The sequence below is a fragment of the Propioniciclava sp. MC1683 genome, assembly GCF_014164675.1.
Classification (GTDB): domain Bacteria; phylum Actinomycetota; class Actinomycetes; order Propionibacteriales; family Propionibacteriaceae; genus Propioniciclava.
The window spans coordinates 1-16,326 of record NZ_JACJFX010000048.1 but is presented as its reverse complement, the minus strand read 5'-3'; the positions used below and the strand labels follow the sequence as shown (position 1 = coordinate 16,326).

At 69.0% G+C, this 16,326-nt stretch carries 21 protein-coding genes and 2 tRNA genes; 7 read left to right on the top strand and 16 right to left on the bottom strand.

Features of this window, described 5'->3' with window-relative positions; all coding sequences use genetic code 11:
- Positions 1-121 precede the first annotated feature (121 nt).
- Both H5397_RS18980 and H5397_RS16275 read right to left on the bottom strand, forming a co-directional pair.
- On the bottom strand, positions 122-1,072 hold the full coding sequence (locus H5397_RS18980) for a restriction endonuclease subunit S (RefSeq protein ID WP_220492363.1): 951 nt from the start codon (positions 1,070-1,072) through the stop codon (positions 122-124).
- Entirely contained in the window at positions 1,069-2,631 is a 1,563-nt protein-coding gene (locus tag H5397_RS16275) for a type I restriction-modification system subunit M (protein WP_182818728.1), read from the bottom strand. Before H5397_RS16275 ends, H5397_RS18980 begins: the two co-directional genes overlap by 4 nt.
- Positions 2,632-3,100: 469 nt before the next feature.
- On the opposite strand from H5397_RS16275, the gene H5397_RS16270 reads away from it, so the two are divergent.
- Positions 3,101-3,508, top strand: coding sequence for a tyrosine-type recombinase/integrase (locus tag H5397_RS16270; protein ID WP_309224391.1), 408 nt, complete (start codon positions 3,101-3,103; stop codon positions 3,506-3,508).
- A gap of 16 nt (positions 3,509-3,524) precedes the next feature.
- Here the strand turns inward: H5397_RS16270 and H5397_RS16265 are convergent.
- The 4 genes from H5397_RS16265 to glp all read right to left on the bottom strand — a co-directional run bounded on the left by H5397_RS16265 (position 3,525) and on the right by glp (position 6,466).
- Positions 3,525-3,597 (bottom strand) — tRNA-Ala (locus H5397_RS16265).
- A 74-nt stretch (positions 3,598-3,671) separates the two neighbouring features.
- Complete coding sequence (locus tag H5397_RS16260) at positions 3,672-4,421, bottom strand: hypothetical protein (protein ID WP_182818727.1); 750 nt, start codon at positions 4,419-4,421, stop codon at positions 3,672-3,674.
- A gap of 90 nt (positions 4,422-4,511) precedes the next feature.
- Entirely contained in the window at positions 4,512-5,096 is a 585-nt protein-coding gene (locus H5397_RS16255; RefSeq protein ID WP_309224390.1) for a GNAT family protein, read from the bottom strand.
- Between the two features lie 26 nt (positions 5,097-5,122).
- Positions 5,123-6,466 carry a gephyrin-like molybdotransferase Glp gene (gene glp / locus H5397_RS16250; protein ID WP_182818724.1) on the bottom strand — a complete coding sequence of 448 codons (1,344 nt, stop codon included), beginning with the start codon at positions 6,464-6,466 and terminating at the stop codon, positions 5,123-5,125.
- Between the two features lie 38 nt (positions 6,467-6,504).
- On the opposite strand from glp, the gene H5397_RS16245 reads away from it, so the two are divergent.
- The 4 genes from H5397_RS16245 (at position 6,505) to mscL (ending at position 8,612) form a co-directional block, all read left to right on the top strand.
- Positions 6,505-7,125 (top strand): 5-formyltetrahydrofolate cyclo-ligase, encoded by a 621-nt coding sequence (locus tag H5397_RS16245; RefSeq protein ID WP_182818723.1) that lies wholly within the window; start codon positions 6,505-6,507, stop codon positions 7,123-7,125.
- Positions 7,126-7,184: 59 nt separating this feature from the next.
- Positions 7,185-7,448 (top strand): FmdB family zinc ribbon protein, encoded by a 264-nt coding sequence (locus H5397_RS16240; protein ID WP_182818721.1) that lies wholly within the window; start codon positions 7,185-7,187, stop codon positions 7,446-7,448.
- A 28-nt stretch (positions 7,449-7,476) separates the two neighbouring features.
- Complete coding sequence (locus H5397_RS16235; RefSeq protein WP_182818720.1) at positions 7,477-8,082, top strand: SAF domain-containing protein; 606 nt, start codon at positions 7,477-7,479, stop codon at positions 8,080-8,082.
- Positions 8,083-8,234: 152 nt separating this feature from the next.
- Positions 8,235-8,612, top strand: a complete 378-nt coding sequence (gene mscL, locus H5397_RS16230) for a large conductance mechanosensitive channel protein MscL (protein ID WP_182818718.1) — start codon at positions 8,235-8,237, stop codon at positions 8,610-8,612.
- A gap of 73 nt (positions 8,613-8,685) precedes the next feature.
- Here mscL and H5397_RS16225 read toward each other — a convergent pair whose 3' ends face one another.
- Positions 8,686-9,045 (bottom strand): hypothetical protein, encoded by a 360-nt coding sequence (locus H5397_RS16225; RefSeq protein ID WP_182818717.1) that lies wholly within the window; start codon positions 9,043-9,045, stop codon positions 8,686-8,688.
- Positions 9,042-10,418: a UTP--glucose-1-phosphate uridylyltransferase gene (locus H5397_RS16220; protein WP_182818715.1), complete on the bottom strand. Its 1,377-nt coding sequence runs from the start codon at positions 10,416-10,418 to the stop codon at positions 9,042-9,044. Before H5397_RS16220 ends, H5397_RS16225 begins: the two co-directional genes overlap by 4 nt.
- A gap of 341 nt (positions 10,419-10,759) precedes the next feature.
- Here H5397_RS16220 and H5397_RS16215 point away from each other — a divergent pair.
- Together H5397_RS16215 and H5397_RS18975 are read left to right on the top strand one after the other, a co-directional pair.
- Positions 10,760-10,835: transfer RNA gene (locus H5397_RS16215), tRNA-Arg, on the top strand.
- A gap of 110 nt (positions 10,836-10,945) precedes the next feature.
- Positions 10,946-12,046, top strand: a complete 1,101-nt coding sequence (locus H5397_RS18975) for a tyrosine-type recombinase/integrase (protein ID WP_182818714.1) — start codon at positions 10,946-10,948, stop codon at positions 12,044-12,046.
- A gap of 141 nt (positions 12,047-12,187) precedes the next feature.
- Here the strand turns inward: H5397_RS18975 and H5397_RS16205 are convergent, their stop codons facing one another.
- From H5397_RS16205 to H5397_RS16170, 8 genes are all read right to left on the bottom strand, one after another.
- Positions 12,188-12,571: a hypothetical protein gene (locus H5397_RS16205; RefSeq protein WP_182818712.1), complete on the bottom strand. Its 384-nt coding sequence runs from the start codon at positions 12,569-12,571 to the stop codon at positions 12,188-12,190.
- Between the two features lie 8 nt (positions 12,572-12,579).
- Positions 12,580-12,831 (bottom strand): hypothetical protein, encoded by a 252-nt coding sequence (locus H5397_RS16200; protein WP_182818711.1) that lies wholly within the window; start codon positions 12,829-12,831, stop codon positions 12,580-12,582.
- A complete protein-coding gene (locus H5397_RS16195; protein ID WP_182818710.1) occupies positions 12,818-13,255 on the bottom strand; it encodes an ImmA/IrrE family metallo-endopeptidase in 438 nt (145 codons plus the stop codon). The genes H5397_RS16200 and H5397_RS16195 overlap by 14 nt, the downstream gene beginning before the upstream one ends.
- A gap of 55 nt (positions 13,256-13,310) precedes the next feature.
- Positions 13,311-13,682 (bottom strand): antitoxin HicB, encoded by a 372-nt coding sequence (locus H5397_RS16190; protein ID WP_182818708.1) that lies wholly within the window; start codon positions 13,680-13,682, stop codon positions 13,311-13,313.
- Positions 13,679-13,870 carry a type II toxin-antitoxin system HicA family toxin gene (locus H5397_RS16185; protein WP_182818707.1) on the bottom strand — a complete coding sequence of 64 codons (192 nt, stop codon included), beginning with the start codon at positions 13,868-13,870 and terminating at the stop codon, positions 13,679-13,681. Before H5397_RS16185 ends, H5397_RS16190 begins: the two co-directional genes overlap by 4 nt.
- A 75-nt stretch (positions 13,871-13,945) precedes the next feature.
- A complete protein-coding gene (locus H5397_RS16180; protein WP_182818706.1) occupies positions 13,946-14,527 on the bottom strand; it encodes a hypothetical protein in 582 nt (193 codons plus the stop codon).
- A 31-nt stretch (positions 14,528-14,558) separates the two neighbouring features.
- The gene (locus H5397_RS16175; protein ID WP_182818704.1) at positions 14,559-15,395 is read right to left on the bottom strand and encodes a hypothetical protein; all 837 of its coding nucleotides are present in this window, start codon (positions 15,393-15,395) and stop codon (positions 14,559-14,561) included.
- Between the two features lie 113 nt (positions 15,396-15,508).
- Positions 15,509-15,961 (bottom strand): hypothetical protein, encoded by a 453-nt coding sequence (locus tag H5397_RS16170; protein WP_220492362.1) that lies wholly within the window; start codon positions 15,959-15,961, stop codon positions 15,509-15,511.
- Between the last annotated feature and the right edge of the window lie 365 nt (positions 15,962-16,326).

Sequence of the window (16,326 nt, the reverse complement as noted above, 5' to 3'; positions counted from 1 at the left end):
TTTCACTTACGAGGTGACCCTTCTGGGTGGCAGACGGCGACTTCAGCAATCACCATCCTCCCTGCTCAGAAGGGTCTCCTCGTCCTACGCCACACCCACACCGCCAACCAACGCCGGTGGATCAGGGCTGATACTGGTGATAGAGGTAGCGGTTCAAAACGATCGACTCGTCGTTATCCAACCAGACGATGTTTGAATCTTGGAAGTAGGCGCGCTCTCCGTCGTACTCCACCGCCCGACCGATCGTTCCTGCTGCCGACAGCAACACATCTCCCTTTTTGGGGAACGGATACCGATTGCGATAGTCAAGGAAGAGTGCTTCAGAGATGTAAGCATCCGGCTTTCCTCCGAAGGTGCCAATCTTGAAAAACGGGATATCACCCCTGGTTGTAGTTTGATCTTTGAAAACCCGTTTGCACATCGACACGCGACCGAGCGATCCCAGCTCGATCCAACGCGAGCCACCCTGCGCGCTGGGACGTAGAAGGGTCTGCCGATAGTGCTCATATTGGTGGCGGCGTGCCTCCAGCTCCGCCTCCAGCTCCGCCTCCAGCTCCGTGAACGTGTCCAGGATTCGCACGATCTCCCGCTGCACCTCCAGAGGAGGAACCGGGATGCGATATCTCATGATCGCCTCCTTGTTCCCGCGAGGCATCTTCGCACCCTTGGCGTGTTGCATGCTGTAGGCGAAGAAGCTATCCGACGACAAGAGATAGAACAGGAACTCAGGGAGGAGCATCGGGAGCATCCCAGCGAAGATGCGGAGTGCCAGAACGTCGCCGCTGCATCCACCGGCGTTCGTCGCTAGCCAAACCTTCTTGAGATACGGGCGAATGTTGCCCAGCAGAAGGTCGCCCTCTTGATACGCGGTGAGGCGCGCCGTGTTTGGCAAGTAGCTGGCGTCGACCTTGCCCTGCTTGTTCGGAAGGAGGTTGTCGACGCCGACAAAGTTCGTAGCGTCGAGTTCTGCCGCGTCCACTCGAGTTGTTGAGTAGGCGGCTACTGCACCTAGTTCGCGGTAGCAGATTCCCCCCGGCGCCAGCTGCTCGATGAGATCGTCGATGCGGCTCACGCGTCTGATCCTTCGAGGTCGGCGACGATGGCGTCGATCTGCTCGCGAAGTTCTTGCTGGCGGGCGACGATGCGGGCGATCTCGGCGTTGAGCGCGGTGATGTCGGTGACTTCGCGGGTGTCCTTGGCCTCGACGTAGCTTGAGACGGCGATGTTGTAGCCGTTCTCCGCGATGGCCTCGTTGCCGACGAGCCGCACGACGTGATCGGCGTCCGCCCGCTTGGTGTAGGCGTCGAGGATCGTGGCTTGGTTGGCGTCGGTGAGCTTGTTCTTGTTGCCGTGGCGGACGAACTCGGCGGAGCCGTCGATGAACAGCACCGCGTTGTCGCGTTTGGACTTCTTCAGCACGATGATGCAGGTCGCGATGGTGGTGCCGAAGAACAGGTCCGGCGGGAGCTGGATGACGGCGTCCACGTAGTTGTTGTCGATCAGGTACTTGCGGATCTTCTGTTCGGCCCCACCCCGGTACAGGACGCCGGGGAACTCGACGATCGCGGCGGTGCCGTTGACGGCCAGCCAGGAGAGCATGTGCATCGTGAAGGCCAAGTCGGCCTTGCTCTTGGGTGCCAGCACCCCGGCCGGCGCGAACCGGGGGTCGTTGATGAGCAACGGGTTGGCGTCGCCCTCCCACTTGATGGAGTAGGGCGGGTTGGAGACGATCGCCTCGAACGGCTCGTCGTCCCAGTGCGCCGGGTCGGTGAGCGTGTCGCCATGGGCGATGTCGAACTGCTCGTAGTTGATGTCGTGCAGGAACATGTTGATCCGGCACAGGTTGTAGGTCGTCAGATTGATCTCCTGACCGAAGAACCCCTGGCGCACGTTCTCCTTGCCGAGCACCTTCGCAAACTTCAACAGCAGCGAGCCTGATCCGCACGCCGGGTCGTAGACCTTGTTCACCTCCGTCTTGCCCACCACCGTTATCCGTGCCAGCAGTTCGGACACCTCCTGCGGCGTGTAGTACTCGCCACCTGACTTGCCGGCACTGGAGGCGTACATCTGCATCAGGTACTCGTAGGCGTCACCGAACGCGTCGATCGTGTGGTCGGTGTAGGTGCCCAGGTTGAGGTCGCCCACGGCGTCCAGGAGCTTCACGAGCCGCTCGTTGCGCCGGGCGACGGTCGGGCCGAGCTTGTTGCTGTTGACGTCCAGGTCATCGAACAGGCCCTTGAAGTCGTCCTCGGACGCTGCGCCCTTCGCCGATGCCTCGATGTTGGTGAACACCCGGCTCAGGGTCTCGTTGAGGTTTGGGTCGTGGCGGGCGCGGGCTCGGACGTTGGCGAAGAGGTCGGAGGGAAAGATGAAGAACCCCTTCTCATTGACCGTCTCGGCAATGCCGTAGCCGGCCTCCTCGGCGCTCAGCCGGGCGTAGTCGAAATCGGGGTTGCCTGCTCGCCGCTCCTGCTCGTTGAGGTAGGCGGTGAGGTTCTCCGAGATGAACCGGTAGAACAGCATGCCCAGCACGTAGCTCTTGAAGTCCCATCCGTCGACGCTGCCGCGAAGATCATTCGCGATCCGCCAGATCGTCTTGTGGAGTTCTGCCCGCTCGGCCTCTTTGCTCATCAAGCTCACCTGGGCAGTCTCTCAGACCGTCATCGCGGCCCATCTCGGCGACTCGCTAGCTGGATGGAGCTGTGGATTCCGGCGTCTGACCGAGCCTCTCGCTACCAGCCCTTGGCCCGCCGGCACGACATGCTGGCGCGCTTTTCCGTAGCCGACAGGCGAGAGTGCACGCGGTGAGACTCTCGGACGATTTAGGGCTGGAGGACCGCACGGCCATCAGCGGGATGGTGACGGCGAGGGCCTGAGCCCACCCTGGACGAGCACGGCCGCGTGCGCGACGACCTCACCTACCGGTCCCCCTCCTCCCGTGAGGGGTCGCGTCATGGCTAGCGAATGCGGCCCCCGGACCATGTGGATCCTCGTGGGCCTCCTCTTGGTCAAACGAGCCGACCGAGATGCTGCCGTTCACCGAGGAGGAGCTCGAGGTCGCCTGGTCCTGGTCAGCCGCTCGAACCCGGAGGGGGTCGGCGTGAAGTCGACGAAGGGCCGGCGCAGTCGCCTGGTCCCGCTCGCCGATCGCGCCCTGGACATCGTCGCCGACCTGAGCCAGGGCAAGAGTTCGGTCGACCTCCTCTGCACGACCGACCAGGGCACGACGCTGCACCGGAGCGCCGTCGTAAGGTCCCTCGACTGGGAGAACACCGCCGGCGGCGGGCGCCGGACCCATGACCTCCGCCACACCGCGGCGTGCCTGTGGTTGGCGCGTGGTGTCGACCCCGGGACGGTCCAGGCGTGGCTCGGTCACGAGTCGATCGCGACCACGAACCGCTACCTGCACTTCCTCGGAACGGAGGCCCATCGGGCGGGTCTGGAGCGCCTCAATCGGCCGCGGGGCAATGGAGGGGCAATGAAGACACAAAAGGCGGACAACCCGTAATGGGTATCCGCCCTTGTGGAGCTAAGGGGATTCGAACCCCTGACCTTCTCATTGCGAACGAGACGCGCTACCAACTGCGCCATAGCCCCATGCTCGAAGAGCGAGGACGATCATACCACCGCGACTGCGGCGTCCGAAATCGGCGCCGTCGGGGTCCACCCGCCTACTCGCCAACCGCGCGGCGCTGCTCGTCGGACGCCGCCTCGGCCGGGGCGCCCACGGGCAGGTCCGCGGTCACCGGAACGCCCGAGCCCACGGGCACGGGCGCGGACAGGTCGATGGTGCGGACGGTGCGCGGGGTCAGCGGCCGGCTCACGTAGGTGGGCGCGGTGATGGGGATCGGGTCCCACAGCGAGCCGGTGTGCTCCACGGGGGCGGTCAGCTCGACCGACAGCTCGTGCTCGGAGTCGTCGTCGTCCTCCAGGACGTCGATCGCCACGGTCTGCTCGTCGACCCCGTCGCCGCCCCGGATCACCCGGGCCCGCGCGTCGAGCCCGCGCCGCATGTGGGCGACCGAGAACCGGGCGATGCCCAGGAACACGGCGATGAGCCCGAGGGGGGCCGCGATCGTCCACCACGAGACCAACCCGAACCCGGCCAGCGCACCGACCACCGACGTCACGATCGTCAGGAACACGAGCACGACCCGGCGCCGGCGGGCGGCCTCCCGGTCGATCTCGGAGAGCTCGCGCAGGGCAGCACGGCGGTTGAGCGGCGTCGAGATGACGGCGGTGCCGTTCTCGGCCGACTCCAGCGGCGTACCCCGGCGGACGATCGTGACCGAGGCGGAGAAGGGCTCCCCGGGCTCGATCTCGTCCATGAGCCCGTTGTCCTTGCGGTTGAGGATCAGGGGGATCAGGTAGACCAACCAGAACGCCGCGACGGCGCCGAAGATCAGACCTGTGAAACTCATGCGTCCGACCCTAGGGCGGACCCCCGGCGCGCCCGCGGCTGACGCGCCGCCACCGGGGCAAACGGGGACGCCGACCTGCGACGGCGCCCGTCAGGCGAGGCGCCCGATCAACCCCTCGGGCCCGACCTCTTCGGCGTGCAGGGCGAACAGGAGGTGGTCGCGCCACGCGTGGTCGACGTGCATGAAGGCCGGACGCTCCCCCTCGTACCGGAAGCCCAGCTTCTCGACCACGCGGAGGGACGCCACGTTCTCGGGGCGGATCGCCACCTCCAGCCGGTGCAGCCCCATGGTGGTGAACATGTGGTCGCCGGCCAGGGCCAGGGCCGTGGGGGCGATGCCGCGTCCGGCCAGGAAGCTGTCCACCCAGTAGCCGGCCATGCCCCAGCGCGCGGACCCCCAGACGATGCCCGAGATCGTCATCTGGCCGGCCAACTGCGGGCGACGACCGGGCTCGGTCCACGTGATCACCCACGGCAGGGAGCGGCCCGCCCGGGCGTCGGCGGTCTGGGTGCGCACCATCTGCGCGAAGGTGATCTCCTCCCCGTCGTTGTCGGGGGGACGGGTGCCGTCCCACGGGGCGGTCCACGACCGGTTGCGGGCGCGCACGGCGAACCACTCGTGCGCGTCGCGGCGGCGGATCGGACGGAGCCCGACCGGCCCGTGGGAGAGGCTCACGGGCCAGCGGCGTGGCCCGAGGGGGCTCACGGGCGGGGTGCCCCCACGCGGGCGTCGTCGAGGACGAGGCACTCGACGGTCGCACCGGCGTCGGCCCCGGACCAGTCCTCGGGGATGACCGCCAGGACGTTGGCGCGCGCCAGGTCCCAGGCGAGCTCGGAGTCGGTGGCCCCGACCGGGCGGACGGTGCCGTCGGCGTCCCGGATCGCGGGGACGAACTGGGTGACGCCCTCGCTGCCGGCGACCGCCTCGGCAAGGCGGCCCTCCTCACGGGTCGCACTGAGCGGGTCGACGTCGTTGAGCTTGTTGATGACCGGACGGACCAGCGCCTGGTAGGCCACGTAGGCGCTGATGACGCCCGACGGGAGGATGACGAGCGGGGTGCGGCCGTCGCCCAAGCCCGCGTAGGCGATGCGGGACTCGCGGTTGATCGCGACCACGGCCTCGTCGAGGTCGGCCATGTCGTCGACCACGTCGCGGATCATGTCGCCACCGCCGACGACCACGATGAGGTCGGCCCGGATCTGCTGCTCGGAGATCGCCTGCTTCACCGCGCCCGGCTGGGACGGCACGATGTCCAGCGGGTACACGGTGGCGCCGTCGCCGCGCGCGGCGGCGGTGATCAGCGCGGTCGCGGCGTCGTAGCGCTGCTGCGGGCGGGTCAGCGGCTGGCCGGGGGCCACGAGGGTCTCACCGACGGTGAAGACGACCACCCGCGGGCGCGGGCGGACGAGCACCTTGTCGAGGCCGACCTCGGCGAGCACGGCGACCGAGCGCGGGGTCAGCACGTCGCCGGCGCGCAGCAGCGGCGTCCCGTCGGCCAACTCGGACCCTGCCCGGCGGAGGTTCTGGTAGAGGCGGGCCTCCTCGCCGATGACGACGTAGCCGTCGGCGTCCACGTGGCCGGCCCGGGCGGGCACGACGGCGTCGACGCCCTCGGGGATGATCGCGCCCTCCTCGATCTCGACCGCGGCACCCGACACCAACGGGCGGCCCGGCCCGTCGGAGACGCTGATGGAGTCGACGACGAACAGGCGCTTGGGTGCGGTCTCGGTGGCGCCCACGAGGTCGGAGCCGCGGACGCCCCACCCGGACGTGCGGGCGGTGGTGACCAGCGGGAGGTCGAGGTCGGAGTCGATGTCCTCGCACAGGACGAGGCCCGGGACGTCCCAGATCTGCATGCCGAAGGGGCGCATGGCGCCGACCTTGTCGAGCAGGAAGCTGCGCTGCTCGTCCAGCGTGCGCCGCGTGGGCTCGGCGGTCGCCGGGGTCGCGCCCTCCGCCTCGTCGCGCCACAGCGGGGCGGGGGTGGAGCCGGTGCGCTCGTCCTCGACGGCGTCCTCAGTCGTCTTGCGTCCAAACAGGGCCATGAAACTACAGTAGGCGAATGTCCCCAGCCTCCCCGGGAGTGACTCCGCGAGCCTCGCAAAGTGGGCCCGCGGCGTCCGAGAAGGAGGCCCTGCGCGCGACGGTGCGGGCGGCCCGCGCGGCCGATCCCCGTCGTGGCGCCGCCGATGCGGCCCGGCTCCCCCGCCTCCTGGCCGCCTGCGCCGGCCACGACGCGGTCGCCTGCTACTTCTCCGTGCCCCCCGAACCCGACACCGTCGCGCTGGTCGACGCGCTGGACGCCGCGGGCGTCCGTGTCCTGCTGCCGGTGCTGAAGGGGCACCGCGAGCCCGCGTGGAACTGGTACGCCGGACGGGGCTCGTTGGTACACGGCTGGCGCGGCATCCCCGAGCCGGGGGGCCCTCCTCTGCCGTCCTCGGCGCTGGGCGCCTGCACGTTCGTCTGGGTCTCGGCGCTGCTCGCCACACCGGGCGGCCACCGCCTCGGCACGGGCGGCGGCTGGTACGACCGCGCGCTGGCCCATGCCGACCCCGACGCCGTCCGCGGCACGCTGGTGGGCGGGGCCGAACTGGTGGACGCCGTGCCGCTGGAGCCCTGGGACCTTCCCGTCGACCTCGTGGTGACGCCGTCGGCGACCATCGTGACCGGGGCGCGCGGCGTCCGGACGCCGTCGGAGGAATAGGCGTCGGCCGCCGTGACGTTAGGATGCGTGAGCCCTGACGCCGTCCCCGAGGAGTCCCGATGCCCACCTACCAGTACCGGTGCGCCGACTGCGGTCGTGAGCTCGAGGTCGTCCAGAAGTTCACCGACCCCTCGCTGACCGAGTGCCCCACCTGCACCGGGAACCTGCGCAAGGTGTTCAACGCCGTCGGCGTCGTATTCAAGGGGTCGGGCTTCTACGCCACCGACAACCGCACCAACGGCAAGACCGACGCCGCCAAGCCGGCCGCGAAGCCCGCTGACAAGCCCGCCGCGGCCCCCGCCGCCAAGGAGTCCGCGGCCTGAGTGGCACGCGCCGCCTAAACCTAGGGGCGTGACCAGACCCACGTTCCCTCCGGCCCTGCGCCGCACCCTCTACCTGCGCCGCCGCACGCTCGCCGCCCTCTGCGCGTTCGGCGCCGTGCTCGCGACCCTGCTCGCCCTGGCCCCGCCCACGGCCCCCACCGTCTCCGTCCTCGCCGCGGCCTCCGCGCTGCCGGGCGGCACCGTGCTCACGAGCACCGACCTGGTCGCCGTGGAACTTCCTCCCGGGGCGGTGCCCGACGGCGCGGCCCGGGTCGAGGCCGACGTCGTCGGCCGCACGCTGGCCTCGGCGGTCGCGGCGGGTTCGGTGCTCACGGCGACGGCGGTCTCCGAGGGCACGCGCCTGGCCAGGCCGGGCCACGTGGTCATCGCCCTGCCGCTCACCGACGAGACGATCGCCGCGCTGGTGCGGCCGGGCGCCCACATCGACGTGCTCGACGCCGCCGGCGTCGCGCTGGCGTCCGACATCCCGGTCGTGGCCCCGCCCGGCACGCCCGGCGGTGTCAACCTCGGCATGACGGGTCCGCAGCGGTCCGTCCTCGTCGAGGTCCCACACGAGGTCGCGGCAACCCTGACCGCACAAGGAATGATGTCGCTGACGGTCGCGCTGCGCTGACGTCCGGGGGTCGCTCGAGCGACGCCTCCCGATAACCTTCCCACTCTACTCGACGGTTTCCTTCGCCGCAGCGATTTGGCTAGACTCCTCGGGCGCGGTAGCCCCACGCCCCGATCGGGGCACTACCACGCCACCGAGAGGGAATCAGTTTTATGAAGGGTTTCAAAGACTTCCTGATGCAGGGCAACCTGATCGAGCTGGCCACCGCCGTCATCATGGCGGGTGCCTTCGGCAAGGTCGTCGAGGCCTTCACCAAGATCATCATGGACCTCATCGCCAAGGTCGCCGGCGGCGAGCCGAACTTCGACACCGTCGCTGTCGGCGGCGTGAACATCGGCGTGTTCATCACCGCGCTGATCTCGTTCATCATGATCGCCGCTGTCGTCTACTTCATGGTCATCAAGCCCTACCAGGCCCTCAAGGAGGCCGCTGACGCGCGCCTGAAGGCCGACACGGACGCCGAGGCCCCCGCCCCCACCACCGACGAGCTGCTCGCCGAGATCCGCGACCTGCTCAAGACGCGCGCCTGAGCTTCGCCTCCCCAAGCTCCGAACGGGGCCCATCCCTCAGGGATGGGCCCCGTTCCACATGTCGGGGCCCGGGTCAGGTCCGGCCGAAGTGCGGCGGGACGTCGGCCAGGAGCCGACGCTCGTCGGCGTCCAGGCGCGTGCGTCGCGACGGGGGCAACACGGTGAGGACCTCCAGCCCGTAGCGCTCCCGGGCATCCCCGATGGCGGCGTACAGCTGCGCGGCTCCCAGACCGGCGCGCAGGGCGTCCGGGACGGGGTGGGGCCAAGGACCGGCGGCCGCGGCCGCGCGCGCGTGTTCACCGAGGGCGTCGGCGTCCCACCCGCGATGACTCAACTGTTCGACCAACAGGTCGAGGTCGGGGGCCTGCTGCTCGCCGAGGTCCAGGTCGGCGGCCGTGAGCGCGAACGCGATCGCGCGGTGCCAGCCGCTCACGCCTCGCCGAGCACCTCGACGTCGACGGTGCGGGGCTCACCGGGGTCGGCCAGGTGGGCGTCCCCGACCACGGTGACAGGGTCGGAGAACGTCCAGTCCCCCTCGACGACCAGCGAGCGCGCCTCGCGCAGCGACGGGACGTACTCGACGCGCGCGTCGAAGTCGGGGAGCAGGCCGAAGTAGCGCTTGTCGAGGTCGATGCCCGGCAGCCGCTCGGTGGTGGCCACGAGCCGGGCGTCCCCGTCGAGGGCGAAGGCGTCGGAGCGCACCAGCATGAGCTCGTTGGTGGTCTTGACCGGCAGGAAGCGGTCGCGCTCCACCGCGATCGCCTGCGCGCCCGGGAAGACCTCGATGGCCGCCCCCATGGCCGTCTCCATCTGCACCACCGGGGTGGAGCTCGGGTCGGACGGGTCGACCGTCTTGATGTTGCGGATCAGCGGCAGGCCGAGGACGTTGTGGCGCTCCGACATGAGGCGGCGCAGCGCCCCGAGGTCGATCCACAGGTTGTTGGCGTGGAAGTAGGGGTGCCGGTCCTCGTCGGTGAAGAAGTGCATCTCCTCGGGGGCGCACTGGGCGGTGTCGCGCAGGATGAGCTGCCCGTCCGACTTCCGCACCGCGAGGTGGCCGCCCTTGCGGTCGTTCGGCGTCCGGGGGCAGACCTCGGCGGCGTAGGGGGCACCCGACTGCGCGAACCAGCCGGCAAGCTCGGCGTTGGGGCCTGCCCCGAGGTTGTCGCCGTTGGCGATGCTGACGTACTGGAACCCCTCGTGCAGCAGCTGGTCGAGGATGCCGGTACCCACGAGCGCGGTGTAGATGTCGCCGTGACCGGGCGGGCACCACTCCAGCGTCGGGTCGGCTGGCCACTCGACGGGCTCGTACCCGTCGAGGGTGAGCTTGGGCTCGAAGCCCTGCAGGAAGTCGATGGGCAGGTCGCCCACCGGGAGCTCGTCGTAGATGCTCAGGTGGTCGAGGGTGGCCTCGCGGGTGCGGAAGCTGTTCATGAACAGCAGCGGGAGTCGCACGTCGTAGCGCTCGCGGGCGTGCAGCACCTGGGACACGATGATGTCGAGGAAGGTCTTGCGCCCCCGCACCGGCAGCAGCGTCTTGGGCCCGTCGAGACCCATCGAGGTGCCGAGGCCGCCGTTGAGCTTGATCATGACGGTCCTGGCCAGCGCATTGCGCGCGTCGTCGGGGTCGACGTCCACGGCGGACAGCCGAGGAGGATCGGTCAGCGGCTCGATGTCGTCCTCGCGGATGAAGCCGCCCCCGGCGGCGCCCAGCTGGCCGTAGTAGTGGGTGAACACGTCGATGGCGGCGCCCGTCGCGCCTGCGTCGGCCATCTTCTGGCGCGAACGCTCCAAGCCTATGGTCATGGCCTCGACTCTAGCGGGGGCAGAGGAGGCGGGGGCGGGGCGTGATGGCCCCTGAACGTGAAGGGAGAGCGACGCCGGTCGAAGGGCTAGAAGCCGTCTACCCACCCCCAGGAGACATCAACAACCTGGCGTCGCTCTCGCGTCACCAACTATAGACCAGATCGCAGTCCTGGGTGGCCGCCGGGGCGTCCGAGTTCCGCCCGACTGAGGGTGACGGACGGCTAACTCTTCAACTTCCACCCACAGCAGCCGTACCCGCCCGTCGGCACCCCGTACGGCATCCGCGCCCGCCGGGGACCCGTCGCCCGGGCACCCGGATCTGCCCCTAGAATGGCCGGGCTGGCCTCGTAGCTCAGGGGATAGAGCAGTGGTTTCCTAAACCATGTGTCGGAGGTTCGAATCCTCCCGGGGCCGCCAGCCTTCTAGCTCTGACTAGGCCAGATGGACGGATGTCGATTTCTGCTAGTTGGTGTCATGGGCTGTCAATTAGGCAACGGCGTTGGCAGCTAGGCAGCGGGGAGGTCGTCGTGGCGAAGCGAAGGGGCCAGGGAGAGGGCTCGATCTACCAGCGCGAGGACGGCGGATGGGTCGCCCAGCTCGACCTCGGATACGTCGCGGGCAAGCGCTCGCGACCCGTCCGCCGCGCGCGAACCAAGCGCGAAGCCCTCGCCAAGCTGGAGGAGATGAAGCGCGACCGAGACGCCGGCATCACCTCGACGGCCAAGAACGTCGAGCAGTGGCTGGCCTACTGGCTGGATGAAGTCATCGCTCCCGCAGTCGAGGCGGGCGACCTCAAGCCCGCGACGGCGCGCTACTACCGCTCGCACGTCGAGCAGTGGCTGACCCCCCACCTCGGCGCGCACCGACTCAACGAGCTCGCGCCCCGTCATGTCCGCGAGCTGCATGCGGCCATGCGCAAGGCGGGCAAGTCCGACGCGATGATCCGCAACTCCCACGCGACCCTGCGCAAGGCGATGAAGGTCGCCCTCTCGGACGGCCGCCTGCGTCGCGACCCGCTCGCCGGGGTGTCCGCACCCACCCCGAAGGACCGCTACCGGATCCTGACCGCCGAGCAGGCCGGGGTGCTGTTCGCCTGCGCGTCCGCAGATCCGCGCACCCTCGCCCGCGTCCACGTCGCGATCCTCGGGGGGCTTCGCCAGGGCGAAGCGCTTGCACTCAGGTGGGAGGACGTCACGGACACGCACATCAGCGTCAAGACGTCCATCACCCGCGTCGACGGCAAGCTGACCCACGTCACCCCCAAGACCAGGGCGGGCGTCCGTGAAGTGCCGATGGCGCCGGCGCTCAAGGCGTCGCTGGAGGCGTGGCGGGAGCGGTCGGGCACCGGGTACGTGTTCCACGGCTTCCGTGGCCCCGAGGCGATCGAGGGTGCGGAGCGGGACCACCGGGCGTGGAAGGCCGCACTGGAGGCCGCGAAGCTGCCCGCGGTGCCCCTGCACGGCGCGCGGGGGACGTGCGCAACCCTGCTGCAAGCTGCCGGGGTGCCGCCTCGCGTAGTGGCCGACATCCTCGGGCAGGCGAACGTCGTGGTCGCGCTGGAGCACTACTCGCACTCCGATGACGGCCAGCGCACCGACGCGCTGGGCAAGCTCGCCGAGCAGATATAGACCGCGCACACGCTGGCGATCACGAAGCGCAAGGCCGAGCTGGAGGCCGAGCTGGCCGCGCTGCCCGAATGATCGAGACATGAGACACGACGCCCCCCACCATCGGGTGGGGGGCGAAGACCGTGGGGGCGTTCTTGTGTCTCAGGCCGCCGTGTCCACGAGGGTGATGATGAGGCCGCGGTTCGGGTGGTACGTCCACCTGGCCTTGATCCCGTCCCACTCCTCGGTTTGCTGGCCGTCCAGGGAGCGGGTCGAGTCGATGTGCTGTATCACGTAGTCGGGGGTCTCCAGCTCGCGCAGGTAGCAGGCGACGACGGCCATCGTATCGCCGTCCCTGTCGTCCTCGCCCTTGGTGTCGAGCGTCATGGACTTGCCGCCGTCACCGTGGGCGTTCCGCGCGCCGGGGCACGCCTTCGCGGCCGTGACGATGCGCGACTCGGCGGCGCTTGGCGTCGGAGTCGCTGCGGGCGCTCCCCCGCACCCGGCCAGCAGGACCACGAGGGTGAGGGCTGCGAGCTTCTTCATGGGTCCTCCTAGACCTCGGAGCGGACGACGAGTTGGCCGGCGTCACGCTTGCGGCGTCCGCGCTCGATGCGCTCGGCGATGACCCTGCACGGGCGCGGATGGGCTGCCACCACCTTGGGGTCATCGATCAGGTGGACGCAAGCCTGCGCGAGCGCCGGCGCACTCAAGCCAAGCTGCATGGCGGTGGCAGTGATGGTGCGGTCGTCGCCCGAGGCGACCGCCTGCAAGGCGATGCCATGGGAGGCGTCAGGAATGGGCATGGGCTTCATCTCCTTGATGGGCCAGCCGCCGGCGCAGGTAGTGGCGATCAGAGGGGTGGAGGTGGCGCAGGCGCGCCTCGAGCGTGGGCACGTCGACCCACAGCTCGTCAGCGACCTCGTGGGCGTCCGTCGACCAGGCGAGCGCCTCCCCGAGGTCCCGAATCCCGATCAACCGGCGCGCGGCGAGCTGATCGACCACGGCCTCCTCGCGCTGCTGCCACCACCAACCCCGCGGCGCCGGTCCGCGCTCGATGTGGGCGACCTCGTGGGCGATGGTGGAGCGGCGCTCAGCATGGGTCTGGCGCGGGTCCAGGGTGACCCGCTCGTGCCCGAAGTCGGTCAACCCGACGATACTGACGGGCAGGTGGGCCCACGCGAGATCCCAGTGTGCGAAGGAGCGGAAGTGCCGCCATGGGTGGTACACCCCATGAACCCTGCCGCCCGGGTCCGACAAAATGACCAGGGCCGCGCCCCCGGGCTCAGCCGTTGACGAGCTGGGACACCCGTCCTCTGGATACGCCGAGGATCGCGGCGGAGTCCGTGACCGAGTAGCCGGCCTCGCGGAGATGCCGGGCAACCCGACGAGCCTGGCGCGCAGCGGCCTCGGTGGCCGCTGCGGCGTCCGCAGTGGCTTGCCGCGCCACGGCGACCTCGTCCCCGAGGTGGCCGATCTCGGGGACTACGTCAATGGTCCACCCGTCGTGGTCGGTGCCCCCATCGACGGTGTCGAGGTAGTCGCGGACCTGCTGTTCGGCGCGGTCGAGGGTGGCCACCTGAGTCCACACGTCGTCGCCGTGCCACAGTTCCCAGCCGCCGCTCCACCGCTTGGCGGTGATCGTGATGGTGGTCACTGCTTGCTCCTCTCGATTGCGTTGAGTGCCTTGCGGGTCAGGCCGGGTGAGATCTCGCGGGTCTGGGTGATCGACACATGCACGGCCCCGTTCCTCCACACCTCGTGGTCGCCTTTGCCCTGCCGCGGCTCGAAGCCAGCCTCGGTGAGCAGCTTGGCGAGTTCGCGGTACTTCATCGGCTTGACCATGACTCTAGTTTAGAGGGGCTAAACCGTCAATGTCAAGGGGGGGTATACAGGACGGCGCCCCCCCGCCGCCCCACCTCAGAACGTGCCAGTACGGGCGAACCCGTCGGCCTCGACCGGAACGTCCTCAGCCTGCACATAGGCGCTGTAGGCCCGAGTGACGACCAGGACGAACAGCATGAGCGTGTGGGTGAACAGGAACGCCACCACGGCCGTCGCCGGGATGGCCAGCGCGCCTCTGACGAGGAACGAAATCGCAGCCACGGCAGCGAGGGCGAGGGAGTTGAGGACACCCAGGAGGACATGGGCAACGGACTCGTCGAGGAGGCTGCGCAAGGGCAGGTCCTTGATCCTGTAGTACCTCTCACGCTCGGCCCGCTCGCTGAGCTTGGATCGCCATCCGGCCAGCAACGTGAAGGTTCCAAGCAGGCCGGCTGACACGAGGGCTGACCATGTGAGGGCCAGGCCCAACGCGGCCCCAGGATCAGTCTTCGGCGGGAACGCCCATGCGAGTACAGCGGCTGCCGCGGGCACCAGGAGCGACAGGATGCGTGAAGGCCAGTCAGGCCGCACGTCCTTCAGCTCGCCGTTGCCGTAGGTGCGCCGCGAGAGGCCATTCCAGTGGCCGCGCAGGATAGGGGTGGGACTGAGTCGCGCCATGATCCATCCTCCCTCGCGGCTCCGACATTTTCTAGGCCCAGTCTAAGTCCGGTCGCAGCGTTCTGAACCTGTCCCGCACAGCTCGCTCCCACGTGTCCCGATCAGGCTCGATGTCGCTGTTGATCGGGTAGGTGAACACCTCGCGGGCGTCGTGCAGGCCTACCCGCGTCCTGGAGTCGCCGTCATCGAGATCGACGTAGCCCTCGTTGAAGTCGAAGTCACCCGAGTCGCGAACATCGACGACCTCGAGCATCCCCGCCACGTTGCGGTCGGCGCGCTTCAGCCAGCCGAGGATCCCCGACCGGCCTACATCATCCAGCTTTGCCTGAAGTCGGTACCGGGTTCGGGTGCGATCCCCCTCGCCACCCACGTCGACCGACCTCAGATGCAGTTCGGCGTTCTTGGTGCGCTTGATCAGCTCGGCAAGGTAGTCGGGGTCGGTGACTTGGGTGGCGAACAGCTTGAACCACGGATCGCCCCCTGGACGCGCAGGGTCGAGCATGTCGGCGATGCTGAGCAGCTGCACCAGCGGGACGGCCGGCGCGACGCGGGAGATCGTCTCCACGGCCATGAGCCCAGGTCCGACGTCGCGGGGTGCAAGGAGTTCGACACGGTACTCGCGGGCGGGTGCGCGATCGGTGATGTCGACGTCTCCGTCGACCCCCATGAGCGTCGGGAACGACCCCGCCGACCCGTACTTGACGCGCATGGAGAGTCGTCGACCCACCTGTCCGCAATCGATGAGCCGGAGCACCTTGTCGCCGGCGCCGATCGACTTCTTCGCCTCCAGGATTCCCAGGGCCTCGGCCTGCGCGTAGGTGAGCGTGGCGTCGAGGATCCACTCGTTGGCGACGAACCCTCCCGCCAAGGCTGCGAAGCGTTCAAGAAGGTGCGCGCCAGCCTCCGTGCGCCACGGAGCATCCTTGCGGCCGTGACGCTCTCGCGGCTCGACCTTGAAGACCCTGAACCCGTGCGGAGCCATCAACCCTCACCCTCGTCGCCGCGCCGGTCCTTGCCTGTCTGGACGTTGCGACGGGCCGCCAGTGGCTCGTGCGACTCCGCGTCGACGGCGGGGAAGTCGACAACCTCTCCGCCCCCGTCGTCGGGACTCTTCTTTCCTGGCTCGCCCGTGCTGGCACTGCTCCCACCCCTCTCCATCATCGCGTTGATGAGTTCAGTGAGTGCGTCGCGCTGCCGATCGTCCATCAGGCGCGAGACCGGCGGACCAACGTAGACCTTCCCTACGGGCTTCATGCCGAGCCATGTCTCGACTGGTGCCCCACGGAGCGCCTGCTTGACCTTCAGCACGTTCCCGGGGTCCGCTTCGCCCTTCCCGTTGACCATCCGACGGACAGTCTCGGTCGCAAGACCGGCCGCCCTTGCCAGGCTCGCGACCGACGGCGCTTCCCGATGGACGTAGCCGCAGAGGATCATCGCGCTGGCCCAAGGTTCTGGCGTACTCACGTCTACGAGGCTCCTAGCTCCTCCGCTACCGAGTCAACCGGGCCGGTAGACATCCCGTCTACAAGTTACAGGCGTGCGAGTCGGTTTACGCGCAAAGCAACGCGCCCGCGGGTGGCACGGACGGTGCCCTAGGAGCCTGCTGAACAATCTGTCCGCGTGCCCACGGGACTGACCGGCAGCTGGCTGGAATTGTTGGGTTGTGCAGGGTGAGTCGAGTCCGCAGCGGGATGTGTTGGACGTGGAGTCGCTGGCGGGGCATTTGTTGCCGGCTGGCAGCGTGTTCCGGTTCTTGGCCGAGCACCGGCACCGCCTGTTCCCGGACGCGTTGTTCGCCG

What these genes read in the sequence shown, in the direction of transcription:
- H5397_RS16275 (WP_182818728.1), bottom strand. Translation starts at nt 2,631, where the DNA reads ATGAGCAAAGAGGCCGAGCGGGCAGAACTCCACAAGACGATCTGGCGG.
- H5397_RS16260 (WP_182818727.1), bottom strand. Translation starts at nt 4,421, where the DNA reads ATGAGTTTCACAGGTCTGATCTTCGGCGCCGTCGCGGCGTTCTGGTTG.
- glp (WP_182818724.1), bottom strand. Translation starts at nt 6,466, where the DNA reads ATGGCCCTGTTTGGACGCAAGACGACTGAGGACGCCGTCGAGGACGAG.
- H5397_RS16240 (WP_182818721.1), top strand. Translation starts at nt 7,185, where the DNA reads ATGCCCACCTACCAGTACCGGTGCGCCGACTGCGGTCGTGAGCTCGAG.
- mscL (WP_182818718.1), top strand. Translation starts at nt 8,235, where the DNA reads ATGAAGGGTTTCAAAGACTTCCTGATGCAGGGCAACCTGATCGAGCTG.
- H5397_RS16220 (WP_182818715.1), bottom strand. Translation starts at nt 10,418, where the DNA reads ATGACCATAGGCTTGGAGCGTTCGCGCCAGAAGATGGCCGACGCAGGC.
- H5397_RS16205 (WP_182818712.1), bottom strand. Translation starts at nt 12,571, where the DNA reads ATGAAGAAGCTCGCAGCCCTCACCCTCGTGGTCCTGCTGGCCGGGTGC.
- H5397_RS16200 (WP_182818711.1), bottom strand. Translation starts at nt 12,831, where the DNA reads ATGCCCATTCCTGACGCCTCCCATGGCATCGCCTTGCAGGCGGTCGCC.
- H5397_RS16185 (WP_182818707.1), bottom strand. Translation starts at nt 13,870, where the DNA reads ATGGTCAAGCCGATGAAGTACCGCGAACTCGCCAAGCTGCTCACCGAG.
- H5397_RS16180 (WP_182818706.1), bottom strand. Translation starts at nt 14,527, where the DNA reads ATGGCGCGACTCAGTCCCACCCCTATCCTGCGCGGCCACTGGAATGGC.
- H5397_RS16170 (WP_220492362.1), bottom strand. Translation starts at nt 15,961, where the DNA reads ATGATCCTCTGCGGCTACGTCCATCGGGAAGCGCCGTCGGTCGCGAGC.